The following is an 18,078-nucleotide window of genomic DNA, read 5'->3' as shown; positions in this document are numbered from 1 at the left end:
CGGCAACACCGTCATGGGCGGTTTCCGGGGCGACTCGTCTAGCTCCGCACAAGACAATGCCCCGGAAGTCCATGACTCCCGGGGCACCGTTGAGGACGACCGCACCGCCATCGACACACGTCACGCGAAGAGCGGGCGTACGTGACCAGGCGGCACCTTTACGTCAGATCAGGCGGCGCAAGCCGCCCGCCGCGCTTACTGCCCCTGTTGCTGCAGCTTCTGCTGCTTGAGCTGCTGCGTGCGCATCTGCAGCTTCAGCACACGCTGCAGCGCGGTGCGGTTGGCCAGGATGCCATCGTAGAAGTTGGCGAGATCGCCCTTCAGCGCGGTCCGCGACGCGTCGTTCAGGTAGATCATGTGGCCCGACGGGTAGTTCTTGATCGTCAGGTTCTGCGCCTTGAGCGTCGGGTCGAGCGGCATCTGCGCAAGCGTCAGCTCCGTCTGGTGGAACGGCGTGACCGCATCGAAATAGCCGTTTGCCGACAGCACCTTCAGGTCCGGGTTCACGCTCATCGTCGACGCGAGGTCGCCCGCCGTGTACAGCGTATTGCCGCCGCCCTTGTTCGCGCCGGTCGGGTCGGTGTGGCTGAAGTCCCAGTTGTTGAAGACCTGGTCGTTCAGGTCCACGAACGACGACGTCGACGTGTACTTGAGGTCGGTGTTGATGTAGCTGTTCCACAGCACCGTGTACGCGCCGCCGACGTTCGTGATCGACGGATCGTTGCTGCCCGAGTTCGGCAGGATGTACGGCGCGATGCCCTTGCCGGTGAAGTTCGCGCGACCGTCGTACTGGCCGATCTGCGTACCCGGCACGAGCGTCAGGAAGAACGTGTACGGCGGGTTGTCGTCCGACGACGGCACGTTGCCGAGCGCGGCCGGGTTGCCGAACGTCTGGATCAGCGAGGTCGGATCCGTGCCGATGTACGAACCCATCTGCTGCGCGGTCTGCAGGTTCAGGTTCAGGCGCACGTTCACGAAGCCGCCGTCCTGCGGGTTCGGCTTCTGCGCGAGCGGCGCAAGCGTGTTGTCCGCGTAGTTGCGGGCCTGGACCATGTACGCGTCGAGATCGGTCGGCGTCGGGTTGAGCGTCGTCTTCTTCCAGTAGAACGCATCGGCCGCGAGCGTCGGGAACGTGCCCGGCGCGGAGATCGCGTTCGCGTAGTCGAGGATCGACGATTGCAGCGTGATCCCGTTCAGGTCGATGCCGTCCTCATGCAGCACCCACGACACGACCGCGCTGCGCGCGGTGCCGTACGACTCGCCGTACAGGAACTTCGGCGAGTTCCAACGCGAGTACTTGGTCAGGTAGCGCTGGATGAAGCGGTCGATCGAGCGCGCGTCCTGGTCGGTGCCCCAGAAGTCCTTGTTCTTCGCCGGCGCGATCGCCGTCGAATAGCCGGTGCCGACCGGGTTGATGAACACGACGTCGGTGCGGTCGAGCAGGCTGTCCGGGTTGTCGAGCAGCTTGTACGGCGCGGGCGGCGTGAAGTTCGGGAACGACGACTGCAGGCGCTTCGGCCCGTACGAGCCGAGCAGCAGGTAGACCGACGACGAGCCGGGGCCGCCGTTGTAGAAGAACGTAACCGGGCGCGGCTTCGACGGGTCCGGATTGTCCTGCGTGTACGCGACGTAGAACATCTTCGCGTTCGGCGCCGACGTGGTCGGATCGATCGTCGTCAGGTGGCCGGTGGTGGCCGTGTAGTTGATCGTCTTGCCGCCGACCGTGACCGTGCGGTGCACGACGGCCGCCCCTTCCGTGGAATCCGTGACCGCGTCGTTCGGCCCGGTGCCGTACACGTCGTTGTCGACGTACGGCTGGTCGGCCGGCGTGGCATTCGTTGCGTTGGTGCTGGCCGACGTGCTGCCGTTGGACGTCGTCGCCGCCGCGTTGGCGGCCGCGGCCGGGCTCGCCCCGTCGTCGCCGCCGCACCCCGTGACGAGCAGCGCTGCGGCCGCGGCTGCAGCGAGCGGCACGCTCAGTGTCGTTCCGAATAGCGCGAAACCGTCTTTCAAGGACTTCCGTGTCGTCATTATTGCCTCTCGAACAGAACGATAAATACCGCCGGTCGCAAAGGATCATTTGCGCCGGCGCTCCGCACCAGGAATGCATTCGTTATGCGACGCACTCCGAGTTTTTTACCGGATCGGAAAATACCGATCGGCACGATTTACCCCACCCATATTTTTTGCAACCGCACAATGGAATCGACTCCACTGCAAACGACAATTCAATAATCCGCAGCAATGCAAATTCATTCAACGATTTTGCACATGCACAAAATCGACAGCAAAAACATGCCCCGCAAGGCCCGCCCAACAAGGGCGCCGCGCTTCGAACAGACGAACAATCCCCCTCGGCGAGATGCCGATTAATCGCAAAGCAGCGACCAATCGCGGCTCGAGCCGATTTAATAAAATCGAAAGGATCGATTAACTAAATAGAAAGGAATATCTCGTATCTGGAATTTATTAAATTAAGTGAAAATACCGGCGCATATTAGGGTCCCGATTTACCGCCGTAAAGTAATAATTTGTTACGGCGCTCGCCATTCCGATAAAAGGCAGTTCGGGACCGATTCCAGACAATCCAAAAGAAAAAGCCGGACGACTGTCCGGCTTCGTGAGGGCGGCGCGACGGACGCCGTCAGAGCGGCACGTCGATCGCGCCGGCGCCGACCGTGATCGCATTCGCACCCGGCGCCGCCGAGATCGGCGGCAGGTTCGCGCTCGTCAGCGCGGGCGCGGCGCCCGGCGTGCCGCCGCGCGGCACCGTGCGGATCACCTGCGACGGTGGCAGCGGCGCGCCGTTCTTCAGGTGCCGCCACATCAGGTTCAGCGCCTGCAGGTTGTAGTAGTGAACCGGCACGAAGCGCGTGTCGAAGCCCGGCACCGGCAGGAACGCGTCGAAATGCTGGCCGTTCGTCACCTCGTAGAACACGAGCTGGCTGCGCCCGCCTTCGCTGATGCCGTTCTGCGCGACGTACGCGCGCGATGCGTGGTTCACGGGCACGAGCGCGTCGCTGCGACCCTGCACGATGATCGCCGGCTTGCCCTGCAGGTTCGCGTTCACGCGCACCGCATCGACGTTCGCGGGCATCCCGAGCATCCCGTTCGTCCACAGCTGGCGCAGGCACAGCGCGCCCGCGAAGCTCGCATCGGGCGTCGCGAGCCGGTGGTCGACGCCCGCGCCCGTGTTGAACACGAGGTCGATGCCGGCCGTCGGCGGCACGCCGTTGCCGACGCCGAACACGGCCGGCATCGGCGACGTGGCTGGCGCGGCAACCGCGCCCGTCGCCGGGTTCGTCGTCGCGAAGCTGAAATTGCACAGGTTGTCGGTGACGCGCGAGCGCGTGTACGCGTTCGCATAGGTGACCGCGATCGCCGGAATCGCCTGCGAATCCCACATCGGCGCTTGGAGCAGGTCGGAATCGGCGAGGTAGCCGGCCGCGTGGAGCTGCGCGAGCGCGTCGGCGGCCTGGCTTGGCGTATCGGCGCCCGACACGAGCCCGGCCGCGGCGAGCGTCGCGCAGCGCTGCGTGCGGATCGACTGCGTGGTCGCCGCCGGCAGCGCGCTCAGGTACGGCGCGCCGGCGAGCGACGCCGATGCGGCCGCGCACGGCTCCAGCAGGTTCGCGAGCGTCGCGTAATCGGCCAGCGGCCGGCCGAACGACGGCACGGGCTGGCCGCCCGAGCGCACCACCGCATTCGGCGCCATCCGCACGTTGATCTGCGGCTCGCCGACCACGACCGCGGTAATCCAGCCGCGGTTGTCCTGCTCGGCCGCCGCGAGCGATGCGCCGCCGCCGTTGCTGACCGACGCGGCGATCGTCGTGATGTCGCCCGCGCGATAGCGCACGCCGTGATGCGAGTCGTCGATCAGCGGTCCGAACTGCTCGTTGAGCGCCCAGTACGCGAACTCGACCGACTGCAGCGTCACGCGCCCCCAGTCCTGCTCGGGGTTCTGCTGCGAATGCGCGTGCTTGAACGCATAGCGGTTCGGGAAACGGGAATTGAACGTGGCGAGATCGCCGCTGGTGACGTTCGCGGTGAACAGGCTCGCGGTGCCGGCCAGCACCGCGTTGGCGAGCGTACCGTCGATCAGCGTGACGGTATCCGACATCAGCTCGTGCGCGCCGTTGCCGCCGCCCTTGTCGTTGTAGGCAACCGCGCAGCCGCGCTTGAGCGCCCATTCGCCGGCCGCGGAAATCGCGCCGTACACGCCGCGCGAGCCCGACGACGTCGCGGTGACGATGCACGGCTGCGCGGGATTGAAGCTGGCGGGCACCTGCACCAGCAGCGTGACGTTCTTGCTGCCGCTGCCGTCGTCGGAGTACGCGAGATATTCGGTGCCGGGAATCTTGCCTTGGCCGAGCGTGTCATTGCCGTCGAGGTCGACGTTCGGCCCCCAGAAGCGGCCGTAGCCGCCGTTCGCGCTCATGTCGACGAGTGCGCGGTAGTTCGACCAGATCGCGAGGCGGCGCAGCTCGGCGCTCGTCGGCCGGGCGGCATTCGCGAACGCGGGGGCGCTCGCCGAGCCGAGGCCGGTCTTGCCGAGGCCGGCCGTCAGCAGGTCGTCGCTCGCGCCGTCATAGGCTGTCGTGCGCACGCTGCCCGACACGAAACCGGGCAACCGGTTGCGCTCGGCCGACTCGTCGCCGTTGCAGGCGCCGAGTATCGTGACCGCGGCCAGCGCCGCGCCGAAAACCATCCGCCTGCCCCACCCGAGTCTCGTCATCGCCGCCCTCTCGATATCGTTATCGGTCCGCCGCCGCTTCATGCGGCTTGCGGCCTCTCAAGCGCAAACGGGCCCCGGCACGCCGGGGCCCGCCTGAAAACGGGCTCACGCGGCGCTTGCGCGCCGCCGCCCGGCATCACTGCTGCTGAACCGTCAGCTTGTTCGCGACCGACGTCACGCCCTTCACGCCCTTGGCTGCAGCTTCGGCCTTGTCGATCTGGTCCTGGGCCGGCATCGTGCCTTCCAGCGTGATCGCGCCACCCTTCGAACGCACGACGAGGTTCGACACGTTCACGCCGGATTCCTTCGAAATCGCCTTGCGCACCGCGTAGCCGAGCTTGCGGTTCGCCTTCTTCGCGGTTTTCGCGGCGGCCTTCGGCGCGCTGGTCGCGGCCGCGGGCGCTTCCGTTGCCGCTGCATCGCTCGACTGCGCATACACGCTGCCCGACAGACAGGCCGCCACGGCGGCGACGCCCAACGCTCTCAACACGATCGACTTCATGCTATCTCCTTATCACTCCGGAACGGCCGTGCACAGTACGGCCGGATACCCCCAAAAACAGCCGGCCCACGCGCGAACGGGCGGGACAGCCGGTGTTTTCCACGGCGATACGAGAGAGGCGAGACGGGCTGGCGGTCGGCGCACGCGAAAGCGGGCCGGCCGGGCCGGACAGCCGCCGGCCGGACGCGCCCGGTCTGATTGCGTGCCGGGTCGCGCGCGAATCGGGCGCGGCTGCGTCGCACAATGTAATCCAGCGCCCGCGGAAGCGCAAAGCTTTTGACGCGGGGCCGCCCGCCACTGTCGCCGCGGTGCCGCGCCAGGCCGCCCCACTCGCGCACGCACCGTGAAACCGGTTACCATCGCCGCGAGAATCGGCATCGTTCATGACAACCGTCCGACCGTCACCGATCCGTCACGCCAGCGTCATCCGCCGCCCCCATGAAGCCAGCCCGCCCTCGTCCGCCTCGCCGCATCCTCGCCCGCTTCGTCGCGGTGTCGTGGCGCGACCTCGCGCTGTCGATCGGCCCCACCGTGCTGCTCGCCGTCGCGGCCGTGTGGCTCGCGGTCAAGCTGATCCAGCCGGCACCGCCGTCCACGCTCGTGATCTCGTCCGGGCCGCCCGGCAGCACGTACTGGAACGCCGCGCAGAAATACAAGACGATCCTCGCGAAGAACGGCGTCACGCTCGACGTCCAGTCATCCGAAGGGTCTGCCCAGAACCTCGCGCGGCTGTCGAACCCGAACGCGCCGGTCGACGTCGGCTTCGTGCAGAGCGGCATCGGCCCGAAGGAGCGCGACGAACACCTCGTGTCGCTCGGCAGCATCGGCTATGTGCCGCTCGCGATCATGTACCGCGGCCCGGTCGTCGCGCGCCTGTCCGACTTCAAGGGCAAGCGGCTCGCGCTCGGCGCGGAAGGCAGCGGCGCGCGCGAGCTGAGCCTCGCGTTGCTGAAGATGAACGGCATCGTGCCGGGCGGCTCGACCGAGCTGCTGCCGACCGCCGGCGAGGACGCGGCCACCGCGCTGCTCGACGGCAAGATCGACGCGGCGTTCCTGTCCGGCGACTCGACGCAGATCCCGGTGATGGCGAAGCTGTTCCGCGCGCCGGGCGTGCACGTGTATTCGTTCACGCAGGCCGAGGCGTACGCGCGGCGCTTTCCGTACCTGACCGCGATCACGCTGCCGATGGGTGTCTACGATCTCGGCCAGAACCTGCCGCCCGCCGACATCCACACGGTCGCGCCAACCATCGAGCTCGTCGCGCGCGACTCGCTGCACCCCGCGCTGTCCGACCTGCTGATCGAGGCCGCGCGCGAGGTGCACGGCCACGCGACGATCCTGCAGCACGCGGGTGAATTCCCGTCGCCCGTCACGCGCGGCTTCCAGCTCTCCGACGACGCCGCGCGCTACTACAAATCAGGCAAGACCTTCCTGTACCGGCGGCTGCCGTTCTGGGTCGCGAGCCTCGTCGACCGGCTGCTCGTCGTGGTCGTGCCTCTGATCGTCGTGCTGATCCCGGGGCTGCGGCTCGTGCCGTCGCTGTACGGCTGGCGCGTGCGCTCGCGCATCTACCGCTGGTACGGCGCGCTGATCGCGCTCGAGCGCAGCGCGCTCGGCGAGCACACGGCCGAGGAGCGCGTGCAGTTGCTCGACGAACTCGACGATATCGAGGAAGCCGTGAACCGGATGAAGATGCCGCTCGCCTATGCCGGGCAGTTCTACGTGCTGCGCGAGCACATCGGCTTCGTGCGCGAACGGCTCACCGCGCACGACCAGGACCCGACGGCCAGCCCGCCCGGTGCCGGTGGACAGCCGCACGCACGTGCCGACACCGCGCCGCCGCAGGCTGGCGATCCCCCCCGGGCGACTCCCGGTTCCGCGTAAGCGGGCGATCCGCGATCATTGCCGCATGCGCGCGCCGCCGCGTAACATGGAGGCCGCCACCAGGCGCCGCACGCCCCACCCACTGGAGATCGACATGACAACCGGCCTCGATACCGCCCAGCCCGCCTGGTTCTTCGACTTCGTGTCGCCGTTCTCCTACCTGCTGCTCGAACAGCATGACAAGTGGCCCGACGTGCCGTTCGAACCCGTCGCCGTGTCGCTGCTCGACCTGCAGCGTCACTGGGGGCAGCGCCCCGGCGCCGACGTGCCGGCCAAGCGCGTGTTCACGTATCGTCACGCGCTGTTTCGCGCGGAGCAGCTCGGCATCCGCTTCAAGATGCCGCCCGCGCACCCGTTCGAGTCGGACAAGGTGCTGCGCCTCGCGATCGCGCTGCGCGCCGATATCGCGACCGTGCTGGAGATGTTCCGCTTCATCTGGCGCGACGGCAACGATCCGTCGACGCCGGAAGGCTTCGCGGCACTGTGCGAGCGTGTCGGCGTCGGCCACGGCGATGAATTGATCGAATTCGAGGAGACCACCGCGCAACTGGCCCGCAACAACGCCGACGCGATCGCGCTCGGTGTGTTCGGCGTGCCGACGTTCTGGATGAACCAGCAGTTGTTCTGGGGCGAAGACGCGCTGCCGATGGTGCTGTACTGCGCGCGCACACCGAACTGGCTCGAATCGCGCGAGGTCAAGCGGATCAGCACGCTGCCGAAGGGCCGTGCGTGATGGCCGGTATCACGCACGCCAACGCGCGGCTGCGGTAAGGTTACGCTTCACCCGAATCACCCCCAATCGATGGAAGACGACGACCGTACCGCCTCGCTCGATATCTGGCTCGTGCGCGTGTTGCGTACGCTGCTGCTCGAGCGCAGCGTCACGCAGGCCGCGCTGCGGCTGAACCAGACCCAGCCCGCGATCAGCACCGCGCTGCGCAAGCTGCGCGAGACGCTGAACGACCCGATCCTCGTGCGCGGCAAATCCGGGATGGTGCCGACCGAATACGGTGCGTCGCTGCTCGAGGCCGCGCAGCGCGCGCTGCGCGAGGTCGACTTCATCGCGACGCCGCACGGCGACTTCGATCCGTCGTCCGCACGGCGCACGTTCCGCGTCGCCGCACCCGACTACCTGAACGATTTCTTCATGCCGACGCTGATCGAGCGCTTTCGCGACGCGGCGCCGCATGCACACCTGGAAATCGATTCGCTGAATCCCGCGCTCGATCATGCGGGGGCACTCGAATCGGGTGCGCTCGATCTCGTGATCGGCAACTGGCCGAAGCCCGACCCGCAGTTCGCGCGCCAGGACCTGTTCTCCGACACGATCGTGTGCCTGATGCGCGATGCGCACCCGCTCGCACGCGTGCCGCTCACGCGCGAAGCGTACGCGTCGGCCGCGCACGTCGCGCCGACGCCATACACCGGCGACAAGCGCAATGCGATCGAGATCGGCCTTGCACGCGCGCGCCTCACGCGGCGCATCGTGACGACGCTGCCCTACTTCGGGATCGTGCCGCAGGTGCTGCTGCAGTCGGACCTGATCTTCACGACGACGCGCCGCTTCGCGACGCACTATGCGCAGTTGCTGCCGCTCGTCGTCGTCACGCCGCCCGTGCCGTTCCCGCGCATCAAGAGCTACCTGCTCACGCATCCGCAGCCCGACCGCCCGACCGACATCGCGTGGCTGTGCGCGCTGATGCAGAGCGTGTCCGACGAGCTGACGGTTCCCCGTAGCCGCAAGCGCTGAGCCGCGGCACGAAACGGGGCGCGGCCGCTCAGGCTGTGCAGAAGGTTTCCTGCAGATGGGTCCAGCGCACGACGCCCGCCGCGTCGCGTTCGAACACGGCAGTCGCGCGGCGCGCGGGCAGCTCGCCCGAAGCCGCGTGCTGCGCTTCGAGATAGGTGACGGTCACATGTGACGCGTCGGCCGCGAGCACGCGGGTTTCCGACAGCGTGATGCGCAGCCCCGGCTTCGCGCCGCCGAGCTTCGCGAACAGCGCGCGCGTACCGTCGCGATCGACCTCGCGTCCGTCGGTCAGGATCATCGTGAAATTGGCGGAGAACGGCGCGAGCAGCGCATCGAATGCCTCGGGCGCGGTATCGACGCCGGACAGCCAGCGCTCGATGGCAAAGAGGCTCGCATCGAGCGTGTCGAGATAAACCTGATGATCGGACATGGTACGTACACGGTTAGGCGCGGCCCGATGCCGCGCGTCGTCGTGCAGTGTATGCAAAAACGCGCGGCCATGCGCTGGCCGCGCGGCGCTACCGTGCGCAGGACACGTCGTCGCGCGCACGCCCCGATGCAGCTGCCTTCGCGTCGGCCACCGGCATGCCCGAGCGCGCCTGCAGCAGCTCCGCGCACACGGCCACCGCGATCGCGCCTGGCGCCTTGTCGACGATGCCCGCGACGCCGATCGGGCACACCATCTCCACGAGCCGCGCCGGATCGACGCCGCGCGCGGCAAGCCGGCGCTCGAACTTCACGCGCTTGGTGCGCGAGCCGATCATCCCGAAGTACGCGTAGTCGCGCCGCCGCATGATCTGCGCGGCGAGCGAAAAGTCGAGCGCGTGGTTGTGCGTCATCACGAGGAAGTACGCGCCGGGCGGCGCCGCGTCGACGACGGCCTCCGGCGTGTCGGTCGGCTCCGGCTGCACGTTCGGCGGACATTCGTCCGGGAACAGCTCGTCGCGCGTGTCGACCCACTGCACGACGCACGGCAACGCACCGAGCAGCGTGACGAGCGCGTGACCGACGTGCCCGGCGCCAAACAGCACGATGTGCATCGGCGCCGGCGTGCCGGTCGCACGGTTGCGCTGGCCGGTGCCAGGCGCGAACGCCGGGGTCGACGCGGTGCGGAGCGAGCGTGCGGGGCCGTTCATGTCAGTCTCCGCCGGGCCGCCCCAAGGGGGCTGACCGCCCCCACGGGGGGAGCCGTGCATGGGACCGGAGTAAGCGCTGAAGCGTCAACTCCGGTCGACAGCGAACGAACAGAGCGTGCGGGTCGTTTCATCTCAGCCTGCCTGACCGGCGCTTGCCGCACGCACCGCACTGACCGCACGCAGGATCGACTCGCCGGTAGCCGGCGCGTCGAGCGGCGGGTTCACCTTGTAGTCGCCGACCGCGGCCACCGCATCGCGCACCGCGAAGAACACCGAGAACGGCAGCAGCAGCGGCGGCTCGCCGACAGCCTTCGAACGGTGGATGCTGTCCTCGACGTTGCGATTCTTGAACAGCTGCACGTTGAATTCGGGCGGCGTGTCGTTCACCGTCGGGATCTTGTACGTGGACGGCGCATGCGTCATCAGCTTGCCGCCCTTGTTCCACCACAGCTCCTCGGTCGTGAGCCAGCCCATCCCCTGGATGAACGCGCCTTCGACCTGGCCGATGTCGAGCGCCGGGTTCAGCGATGCGCCCACGTCGTGCAGCGCATCGACGCGCAGCGTGCGCATCTCGCCCGTCAGCGTGTCGATCACCACTTCCGACACGGCCGCGCCGTACGAGTAGTAGTAGAACGGCCGGCCCTGCAGCTTCGACTGATCCCAGTACAGCTTCGGCGTCGCGTAGAAACCGTCGGACCACAGCTGCACGCGCGCGAGGTACGCCTTCGCGACCACTTCGCCGAACGGCACGCCGTTGCCGCCCACCCACACGAAGTCGTTGCCGAACTTCACGTCGGCCGCATCGACCTTGCCGTCGCCGAACTGCTTCGCCGCGAACACCGCGAGCCGCTCCCGCAACTGGCGCGCCGCATCCTGCGCGGCCTTGCCGTTCAGGTCCGAGCCCGTCGACGCGGCCGTCGCGGACGTGTTCGCGACCTTGCTGGTGTCGGTCGCCGTCACGCGGATCCGGCCGAAGCGGATGCCGAGCTCGTGCGCGACGACCTGCGCGACCTTCGTGTTGAGCCCCTGCCCCATCTCCGTGCCGCCGTGGTTCACGAGCACCGAGCCGTCGGTGTAGATGTGCACCAGCGCGCCGGCCTGGTTGAAGTGCGTGACGTTGAACGCAATGCCGAACTTCACCGGCGTAATCGCGATGCCCTTCTTCAGCACCGTGTTGCGCGCATTGAATGCGCGCACGCCCGCGCGCCGCGCGCGGTAGTCGCTCGTCGCTTCGAGTTCGCCGAGCAGTTCCTGCAGCACGTTGTCCTCGACCGTCTGCCCGTACGGCGTGACGTTGCGTTCGGTCTTGCCGTACAGGTTCGCATAGCGGACGTCGAGCGGATCGCGATCGAGCGAACGCGCGACATCGTCGAGGATGTACTCGATCGCGAACGCGCCCTGCGGGCCGCCGAACCCGCGGAACGCGGTGTTCGACTGCGTGTTGGTCTTGCCGCAGTAGCCGGCGATGTTCACGTCGCCCAGCCAGTACGCGTTGTCGAAGTGGCACACCGCGCGCGTCATCACCGGGCCCGACAGGTCGGCCGAGAAACCGCAGCGCGACGTCATGTCGAGCGCCACGCCGTCGATGCGGCCGTCGTCGTCGTAGCCGACGTCGAAGCGGTAATGGAAGTCGTGCCGCTTGCCGGTGATCATCATGTCGTCGTCGCGGTCCGGACGCAGTTTCACCGGGCACAGCAGCTTCCACGCGGCGAGCGCCGCGCAGCACGCGAACAGCCCCGACTGCGATTCCTTGCCGCCGAACCCGCCGCCCATCCGGCGGCATTCGACGAGCACGTTGTGCGACGCGACGCCGAGCACGTGCGCGACGAGGTGCTGCATCTCGCTCGGGTGCTGCGTCGAGCAGTACACGTGCATCCCGTCGTCGTCCTTCGGCACTGCGTACGCGATCTGCCCTTCGAGGTAGAACTGCTCCTGGCCGCCGAGCAGCATTTCGCCCGACTCGCGGTGCGGCGCGACGGCAAGCCGCGCAGCCGCATCGCCGCGCGCAAGCTTCAGCGGCGGGATCACGTAGGTTTCGGCCGCGCGCGCTTCCTGCGCGGTGAGGATCGCGGGCAGCTCCTCATAGTCGACCTTTGCACGGCGCGCGGCGAGCCGCGCGATTTCGTGCGACGTCGCGACGACGATGAACATCGGCTGGCCGACGAACTGCACGATGCCCTTCGCGAGCACCGGATCGTCGTGGATGATCGGGCCGCAATCGTTGACACCCGGGATGTCGTCGGCCGTGAACACGGCGACCACGCCCGGCGTTGCGCGCACCGCATCGAAGTTCATCGACACGATCCGCGCGTGCGGCTTCGCCGACAGGCCGAGCGCCGCGTGCAGCGTGCCCGCGACGACCGGTATGTCGTCGGTGTAGGTGGCACGTCCGCTGACGTGCAGGTGCGCGGATTCGTGCGCGCGCGATACGTGCACCTGCGCGGCGTCGGCTTGCGGGTCGAGGGTGCTCAGGAACGGTTCTGCTTGCTGGTTCATGTTCGGTGTTCTCCGTCTTCAGACGCGCGCCGCGTCGGTGCCGAGTTCGGCGGCCACTTCACGCACATTCAGGGCTTGCGGCGGCAGCGGGTCGTGCGGGCGCGTCTCCAGCCAGAATCGATACATCAGGTTTTTCGCGGTATCGAGGCGATACGTGTTCGTCGCGCGCATGTCGGACAGCGGCTGGTAGTCGCGCTCGAGCGCCTGCATCGCGGCCTGCGCGGTGGCTTCGTGCCACTGCGCGCCGTCGAGCACGGCTTCCGTGTGAGTCGCACGCTTCGGCGTCGCGGCCATCCCGCCGAACGCGATGCGCGGCTCGCGGATCATGTCGCCGTCCGCGATGAACGCGAACGCGGCGCACACGGCCGAGATGTCGGAGTCGAACCGCTTCGACAGCTTGTACGTGCGGAACTGCAGCTTCTCGCGCGCGCCGGTGCGGGTCGGCACCTTCAGGCCGACGACGAATTCGTGCGGCGCCATGTCCTTCTGCTGGTAGCCCGTATAGAGCGCCTCGAGCGGCAGTTCGCGCACCGTGTCGCCACCGCGCAGCACGACGCGCGCGCCGAGCGCGATCAGGCCCGGCATCGAATCGCCGATCGGCGAGCCGTTCGCGACGTTGCCGCCCATCGTGCCCGCGTTGCGGATCGGCAGCGACGCGAAGCGCTTCCACATCTCGGTCAGTTCCGGATACTGGCCGGCCAGCGCCGCATACGCGTTCTCGACCGTCACGCCCGCGCCGATCTCGATCCAGTCGTCGCGCTCCACGAGGCGCTGCAGTTCGGCGATCTGGCCGACGTAGATCAGGTCGTCGAGCCGGCGCATCTGCTTGGTCACCCACAGGCCGATGTCGGTGCTGCCCGCGAGAATGCGCGCGTCGGGCCGCTCGACCTTCAGCGCGGCCAGCGCGTCGAGCGTGCGCGGCGCCGCGAAGCGCGCGCCGTTGATCGTCGTGTAATCGAACGTGTCGTCGCGCTTGAGCGACGCGAGCGTGCGGGCCAGCGCGGCCGTGTCGACCGGCGCCGACGGCGACGGAGCGTCGAACATCTGCACGGCCGCATCGACGATCGGGCGATAGCCGGTGCAGCGGCACAGGTTGCCGGTCAGCGCATCGGCGATCTCGGTACGCGTCGGCACGTCCTTCGCCTTCGCGCACGTGCCGGCCCTACCGCAGCCTTCGTGGCCATGCTTCTCGTACAGCGCCCACATCGACATCACGAAACCGGGGGTGCAGAACCCGCATTGCGAACCATGACAGTCGACCATCGCCTGCTGCACCGGATGCAGCGCGCCGTCCGGCTGGCGCAGGTCCTCGACCGTCAGCAGCGCCTTGCCGTCGAGCGTCGGCAGGAACTGGATGCATGCGTTGACAGCCTTGAACTCGACCGCGCCGGCGTCGGTCAGCTCGCCGACGACGACCGTGCACGCGCCGCAGTCGCCTTCCGCGCAGCCTTCCTTGGTGCCGGTGCAATGCGCGTCCTCGCGCAGGTATTGCAGCACGGTGCGGGTAACGTCCGCGCCGCTGACTTCGCGGATCGCGTGACGATGGTAGAAGCGGATCGGCTCACTCATGTCTCGATGGTTCTTCAAATGGGGGGCAAGGCGGCCTGCGCAGTGCGCTCGACCGACGTTTTTCTGACAGTTTGCACGCTATCACCATCAAATTCCGCAACCCATAGCCCATCACGCATGGGGCCCATATAACTGCCGCGATATGAGCGTCGGCGCGGCCTGGCGCCCTTTCCGCACGGTGCTCCGCCCACCATTTCGCAATGCCCCCGCCGATCCGCGGGCGACGAAATCGGGTCGCAATTAACTAAATGGTACCTGCGTGAAAACCGGTTCCATGGGAAAATCCCGATTCCCTTTTTCGCCGTCCCCCGTCCGTTTCGTTCATTCGTTCCGACCCCATGTCAACCGATTCCGCCACACCGCCGCGCAGCGGGTTCGCGGTCACGCTGCAAATCGTGTCCGTCGTCTGCTTCACGTTCATCTGCTACCTGACCATCGGCCTGCCGCTCGCGGTGCTGCCGGGCTTTGTCCATGACGACCTCGGCTTTTCCGCGATCGTCGCGGGCGGCGCGATCAGCGTCCAGTATTTCGCGACGCTCGCGTCGCGGCCGCTCGCCGGGCGCCTGGCCGATACGCTCGGCCCGAAGCAGACGGTGCTGCGCGGGCTGGTCGGTTGCGGCGTGTCGGGTGTGCTGCTGCTCGTCGCGCTGCTGCTCGCGCACTGGCCGGTCGCGAGCCTCGTGCTGCTGGTCGCGAGCCGGCTCGTGCTCGGCGTCGGTGAGAGCCTGTGTGGCACCGGCGCGATCCTGTGGGGCATCGGCCGGGTCGGCGTCACGCACAACGCGAAGGTGATCTCGTGGAACGGCATCGCGACCTACGGCGCGCTCGCGCTCGGCGCACCGGTCGGCGTCGCGATCGCGCATACGCTGAATCCGGCGCTGATCGGCGTGATCGTGATCGCACTGGCCGCGACCGGCTTCTACCTCGCACGCCTGATCGCTTCCGTGCCGCTCGTGCACGGCGAGCGGATGTCGTACGCGAGCGTGTTCACGCGCGTGCTGCCGCACGGCCTCGGCCTCGCGCTCGGCTCGGCCGGCTTCGGCTCGATCGCGACCTTCGTCACGCTGTACTACGCAGCGCGCCACTGGCCGAACGCCGCGCTGTCGCTGACCGTGTTCGGTACGCTGTTCATCGGTGCGCGCCTGCTGTTCGCGAACACGATCAAGACCTACGGCGGCTTCCGCGTCGCGATCGTGTCGTTCGCGTTCGAATGCTCGGGCCTCGTGCTGCTGTGGCTCGCGCCCGTGCCGCACGTCGCGCTCGTCGGCGCCGCGCTGACGGGCTTCGGCTTCGCGCTGATCTTCCCCGCGCTTGGCGTCGAGGCCGTCGCGCTCGTGCCGCCCGCGAGCCGCGGCGCAGCGCTGTCCGCGTACTCGGTGTTCCTCGACCTGTCGCTCGGCATCACGGGCCCGCTCGCCGGCTATGTCGCGGGCGCGTTCGGCTATCCGCAGGTGTTCCTGTTCGCGGCAGCCGCCGCCGCGGCGGGTGTCGCACTGTCGATGGTGCTGTACCAGCGTCAGGCGCGGGTCGAGGGGAGCGGCGCGGCGGCATAACGCAGCAAGGTCAGGCGGACGCCGGACGGAACGGGCGGGTACATCGTCCATCCGCCGGCGGTGCGGCGCAGACTAGCGCGGCAGAATGTTGAATTCCCGCAGCACGCGGGCGGCTTCCGGATGATGGCGGAACGGCACTGCAGCCGCGCGTTCAAGCCTGGACGCGGCGCGATCGAACAGGACGAGCGCTTCCGACGTGTTGAGGTGCCTCGACATGTACAGGAAACCGTCGACCCGCTGGTCGTGCCGGTGCACGGCGGCGGACCATTGTTGCGGGATGTCGTAGGGCACGACCGTCGACAGCGCCCCGTCGCCGCCCAGATTCTTCAGCGGCAGACCGTGCAGGACGGCCACGTTCAGTGGCGAACCCGTAAAGGACAGCACGTAGCGCTCCAGTTCCGCCGTCACGAGCGGGAATCCGCCGAGTTCGAGATCCGCAACTTCGTCGTGCAGCACCGTCTCGGCAAACGCGCAATGCAGGTCGAAGCCGAAATAACAGGTACCGAACCTGCCCCGCTTGCGCGGATCGTCGAACCGGTTGCCGCCCGACCTGCCGAAGTAGGGCTCGCCGGTGTCGTAGCGTGAAATACGGAGCAGCGTGGCAGGCGCGACTTCTTTCGTCGTCAGCGTTGCATGCGCGAAATGCCTGCCCGGCGCCCCCAGCGTCAACCGTACGCTCCTAGCGTTCCGCGAAGGCTGCCGCCGCGCGCTCCACCCGCTCGACCTGCCCTTGCGACAGGGCTTTCAGTGGCGTGACGTTACCGAGCGATGCCTTCGGGGTCGTAAAGAACTGCCATTTGCTCCAGCCCGGCAGACTGCCCAGTTGCTGCGTCACCTTGCCCAGCGTCTTGCGATCGATGTCGCCTGCCAGATAGAAGGCCGGATAGTATTGCGCGGCCCCGACGTCCACCGTGAAGATGCGCCCCGATACGAGCGCCTTGTTGAGCGCCTGCCGGGTAATGCCCAGCCCCGCCCAGAGTTCGGCGGCCGGCAACAATCTGCCGGCGGCAACCAGCGCCTGCCGCTCGGACAACGCAATCCGCTCGACCTCGGAAAGCACGGCGCCCTCGTACGCGGCCGGCTTCGGATTCGGCTTCGCGCGGCCGGGCGCTTTCCTGTCGCGGGTCGCCGCGGCGGCGATCCCGAAAGTGACGACACCGGCAAGATCGATGACCTGAGCGATGCCGACCTTGAACAGATGACCCAGTTGCGCGTCGGACAGCTCGAGCAATGCTCGTGCCTTGTCCGGCCCGAGCATGGTCGCTGCGCCGACGGCGCAGCGCAGCGCCACTTCGGTATCCACATCGAGGATGACATCGGCGCCCTCGAGCGCTTGCACATGCCGACCCATCATCGCCTCCATTCACGATCAGGATGAAGGATAGGTCAGCCTCGCAACCAAGTCAACCGCGTCAACTTTTCGGCGTACCCAAGGTTGCCCGCATCGGGCGGATGACCGATGCATCGGGACACTGCAGACAGCCGCCTCCCGGTCAGGCCGTGCGCAGAAACAACCGCCGCGTCAGGTCGAATGCGACCAGATTGCCGGCCACCACCAGCAGTAGCCCGACCACCGCGAGCGGCGACCACTGATAGCCCTCGAACACGGTCGACACGCCCAGCGCGACGATCGGGAACAGCACCGTGCAGTACGCGGCACGCTCCGGCCCGATCCGGCCGACGAGGGTCAGGTACGCGGTAAAGCCGATCACCGAGCCCGGCACGGCCAGGTAGACGAGCGCGCCGAGATAGCGCGGGCTCGTGTCGAGCGTGAACGGCAACCCGGCCACCGCGCTGCCGACGGTCAGGATCGTTGCGCCGATCAGCATCGCCCAGCCGTTGGTCACGAGCGGGTGCAGCCCCATCGACTGCATCCGGCTCGACAGCAGGTTGCCGGCCGAGAAGCACATCGTGCCCGCGAACGCGATCGCAAGCCCGGTCCAGGTCGCGTGGTCGTCGAGATGGCCGGCCATCTGCTGCCAGAACAGGCACGCGATGCCGGCGAGCCCGAGCAGCGCACCGGCGATCGCCGACGGCCGCAGCGGACGGCCCATGAACAGCCGGCCGTTGATCGAGTTCAACAGCGGCGCGGTCGAGAAAATCACCGCGACGAGGCCGCTCGGCACGACCTGCTCCGAGTAGTAGAAGCACAGGAAGTTCAGGCAGAACAGCGCGAAGCCCTGCGCCAGGAGAAAGCGCCACGCTTCGCGCGGCGGGCGCACCGGCCGGCGCATCACGCGCAGCAGCGCGAACAGCACGGCGGCTGCCAGCCAGAAGCGCCATGCGATCGACACGGGCGGCGGCACGGAGCCGAGTTGCCACTTGATCGCGATCCAGGTGGTGCCCCAGATCAGCACGGTGACGAAATAAAGCGACAGGTTCATGGCGGCAACGATCCAAAAAACAGGTGAAACGGATCCCGACTATGCCGCCACGCAGCGCGCGCCGATTGT

At 67.8% G+C, this 18,078-nt stretch carries 14 protein-coding genes; 4 read left to right on the top strand and 10 right to left on the bottom strand.

Annotation, left to right across the window (positions count from 1 at the left end; translation table 11 throughout):
• Positions 1-195: 195 nt before the first annotated feature.
• The 3 genes from LGN19_RS22040 to LGN19_RS22030 all read right to left on the bottom strand — a co-directional run bounded on the left by LGN19_RS22040 (position 196) and on the right by LGN19_RS22030 (position 5,237).
• Positions 196-2,031, bottom strand: coding sequence for a S10 family peptidase (locus LGN19_RS22040; RefSeq protein ID WP_122944614.1), 1,836 nt, complete (start codon positions 2,029-2,031; stop codon positions 196-198).
• A gap of 613 nt (positions 2,032-2,644) precedes the next feature.
• Positions 2,645-4,735 (bottom strand): D-(-)-3-hydroxybutyrate oligomer hydrolase, encoded by a 2,091-nt coding sequence (locus LGN19_RS22035; RefSeq protein ID WP_226217090.1) that lies wholly within the window; start codon positions 4,733-4,735, stop codon positions 2,645-2,647.
• Between the two features lie 136 nt (positions 4,736-4,871).
• A complete protein-coding gene (locus tag LGN19_RS22030) occupies positions 4,872-5,237 on the bottom strand; it encodes a BON domain-containing protein (protein WP_122944612.1) in 366 nt (121 codons plus the stop codon).
• A gap of 438 nt (positions 5,238-5,675) precedes the next feature.
• Here LGN19_RS22030 and LGN19_RS22025 point away from each other — a divergent pair, with 438 nt between their 5' ends.
• The 3 genes from LGN19_RS22025 (at position 5,676) to LGN19_RS22015 (ending at position 8,871) form a co-directional block, all read left to right on the top strand.
• Positions 5,676-7,121, top strand: coding sequence for a TAXI family TRAP transporter solute-binding subunit (locus tag LGN19_RS22025; RefSeq protein WP_122944611.1), 1,446 nt, complete (start codon positions 5,676-5,678; stop codon positions 7,119-7,121).
• Positions 7,122-7,215: 94 nt separating this feature from the next.
• Complete coding sequence (locus LGN19_RS22020) at positions 7,216-7,854, top strand: DsbA family protein (RefSeq protein WP_226217088.1); 639 nt, start codon at positions 7,216-7,218, stop codon at positions 7,852-7,854.
• Positions 7,855-7,923: 69 nt separating this feature from the next.
• Positions 7,924-8,871: a LysR family transcriptional regulator gene (locus LGN19_RS22015; RefSeq protein ID WP_043189348.1), complete on the top strand. Its 948-nt coding sequence runs from the start codon at positions 7,924-7,926 to the stop codon at positions 8,869-8,871.
• A gap of 28 nt (positions 8,872-8,899) precedes the next feature.
• On the opposite strand, the gene LGN19_RS22010 is transcribed toward LGN19_RS22015, so the two are convergent.
• The 4 genes from LGN19_RS22010 to xdhA all read right to left on the bottom strand — a co-directional run bounded on the left by LGN19_RS22010 (position 8,900) and on the right by xdhA (position 14,072).
• Positions 8,900-9,301 carry a polyketide cyclase gene (locus LGN19_RS22010; protein ID WP_226217086.1) on the bottom strand — a complete coding sequence of 134 codons (402 nt, stop codon included), beginning with the start codon at positions 9,299-9,301 and terminating at the stop codon, positions 8,900-8,902.
• A gap of 88 nt (positions 9,302-9,389) precedes the next feature.
• Complete coding sequence (gene xdhC / locus LGN19_RS22005) at positions 9,390-10,007, bottom strand: xanthine dehydrogenase accessory protein XdhC (protein WP_089472240.1); 618 nt, start codon at positions 10,005-10,007, stop codon at positions 9,390-9,392.
• Positions 10,008-10,139: 132 nt separating this feature from the next.
• Positions 10,140-12,503, bottom strand: a complete 2,364-nt coding sequence (xdhB, locus tag LGN19_RS22000) for a xanthine dehydrogenase molybdopterin binding subunit (protein ID WP_226217084.1) — start codon at positions 12,501-12,503, stop codon at positions 10,140-10,142.
• A gap of 18 nt (positions 12,504-12,521) precedes the next feature.
• Complete coding sequence (gene xdhA, locus LGN19_RS21995; RefSeq protein ID WP_226217083.1) at positions 12,522-14,072, bottom strand: xanthine dehydrogenase small subunit; 1,551 nt, start codon at positions 14,070-14,072, stop codon at positions 12,522-12,524.
• A 338-nt stretch (positions 14,073-14,410) separates the two neighbouring features.
• Between xdhA and LGN19_RS21990 the strand changes: the two genes are divergently transcribed.
• Entirely contained in the window at positions 14,411-15,625 is a 1,215-nt protein-coding gene (locus LGN19_RS21990) for an MFS transporter (protein WP_122944606.1), read from the top strand.
• A 72-nt stretch (positions 15,626-15,697) separates the two neighbouring features.
• On the opposite strand, the gene LGN19_RS21985 is transcribed toward LGN19_RS21990, so the two are convergent.
• The 3 genes from LGN19_RS21985 to LGN19_RS21975 all read right to left on the bottom strand — a co-directional run bounded on the left by LGN19_RS21985 (position 15,698) and on the right by LGN19_RS21975 (position 18,009).
• Positions 15,698-16,294 carry an RES family NAD+ phosphorylase gene (locus tag LGN19_RS21985; RefSeq protein ID WP_226217081.1) on the bottom strand — a complete coding sequence of 199 codons (597 nt, stop codon included), beginning with the start codon at positions 16,292-16,294 and terminating at the stop codon, positions 15,698-15,700.
• A 10-nt stretch (positions 16,295-16,304) separates the two neighbouring features.
• Positions 16,305-16,979 (bottom strand): hypothetical protein, encoded by a 675-nt coding sequence (locus tag LGN19_RS21980; RefSeq protein WP_413227237.1) that lies wholly within the window; start codon positions 16,977-16,979, stop codon positions 16,305-16,307.
• Positions 16,980-17,118: 139 nt separating this feature from the next.
• Positions 17,119-18,009 (bottom strand): DMT family transporter, encoded by an 891-nt coding sequence (locus LGN19_RS21975; RefSeq protein WP_226217079.1) that lies wholly within the window; start codon positions 18,007-18,009, stop codon positions 17,119-17,121.
• Between the last annotated feature and the right edge of the window lie 69 nt (positions 18,010-18,078).

The organism is Burkholderia sp. AU30198 (genome assembly GCF_020419825.1).
Taxonomy (GTDB): Bacteria; Pseudomonadota; Gammaproteobacteria; order Burkholderiales; family Burkholderiaceae; genus Burkholderia.
Note: the sequence above shows the minus strand (reverse complement) of the source record. Positions and strands in the feature narration are given on the sequence as shown.

Excerpts from the sequence above, each read along its gene's own strand:
- LGN19_RS22040 (WP_122944614.1), bottom strand. The coding sequence starts at position 2,031 with ATGACGACACGGAAGTCCTTGAAAGACGGTTTCGCGCTATTCGGAACG.
- LGN19_RS22025 (WP_122944611.1), top strand. The coding sequence starts at position 5,676 with ATGAAGCCAGCCCGCCCTCGTCCGCCTCGCCGCATCCTCGCCCGCTTC.
- LGN19_RS22010 (WP_226217086.1), bottom strand. The coding sequence starts at position 9,301 with ATGTCCGATCATCAGGTTTATCTCGACACGCTCGATGCGAGCCTCTTT.
- xdhB (WP_226217084.1), bottom strand. The coding sequence starts at position 12,503 with ATGAACCAGCAAGCAGAACCGTTCCTGAGCACCCTCGACCCGCAAGCC.
- xdhA (WP_226217083.1), bottom strand. The coding sequence starts at position 14,072 with ATGAGTGAGCCGATCCGCTTCTACCATCGTCACGCGATCCGCGAAGTC.
- LGN19_RS22030 (WP_122944612.1), bottom strand. The coding sequence starts at position 5,237 with ATGAAGTCGATCGTGTTGAGAGCGTTGGGCGTCGCCGCCGTGGCGGCC.
- LGN19_RS21975 (WP_226217079.1), bottom strand. The coding sequence starts at position 18,009 with ATGAACCTGTCGCTTTATTTCGTCACCGTGCTGATCTGGGGCACCACC.
- LGN19_RS22020 (WP_226217088.1), top strand. The coding sequence starts at position 7,216 with ATGACAACCGGCCTCGATACCGCCCAGCCCGCCTGGTTCTTCGACTTC.
- LGN19_RS21990 (WP_122944606.1), top strand. The coding sequence starts at position 14,411 with ATGTCAACCGATTCCGCCACACCGCCGCGCAGCGGGTTCGCGGTCACG.
- LGN19_RS22035 (WP_226217090.1), bottom strand. The coding sequence starts at position 4,735 with ATGACGAGACTCGGGTGGGGCAGGCGGATGGTTTTCGGCGCGGCGCTG.
- LGN19_RS21980 (WP_413227237.1), bottom strand. The coding sequence starts at position 16,979 with ATGATGGGTCGGCATGTGCAAGCGCTCGAGGGCGCCGATGTCATCCTC.
- LGN19_RS22015 (WP_043189348.1), top strand. The coding sequence starts at position 7,924 with ATGGAAGACGACGACCGTACCGCCTCGCTCGATATCTGGCTCGTGCGC.
- xdhC (WP_089472240.1), bottom strand. The coding sequence starts at position 10,007 with ATGAACGGCCCCGCACGCTCGCTCCGCACCGCGTCGACCCCGGCGTTC.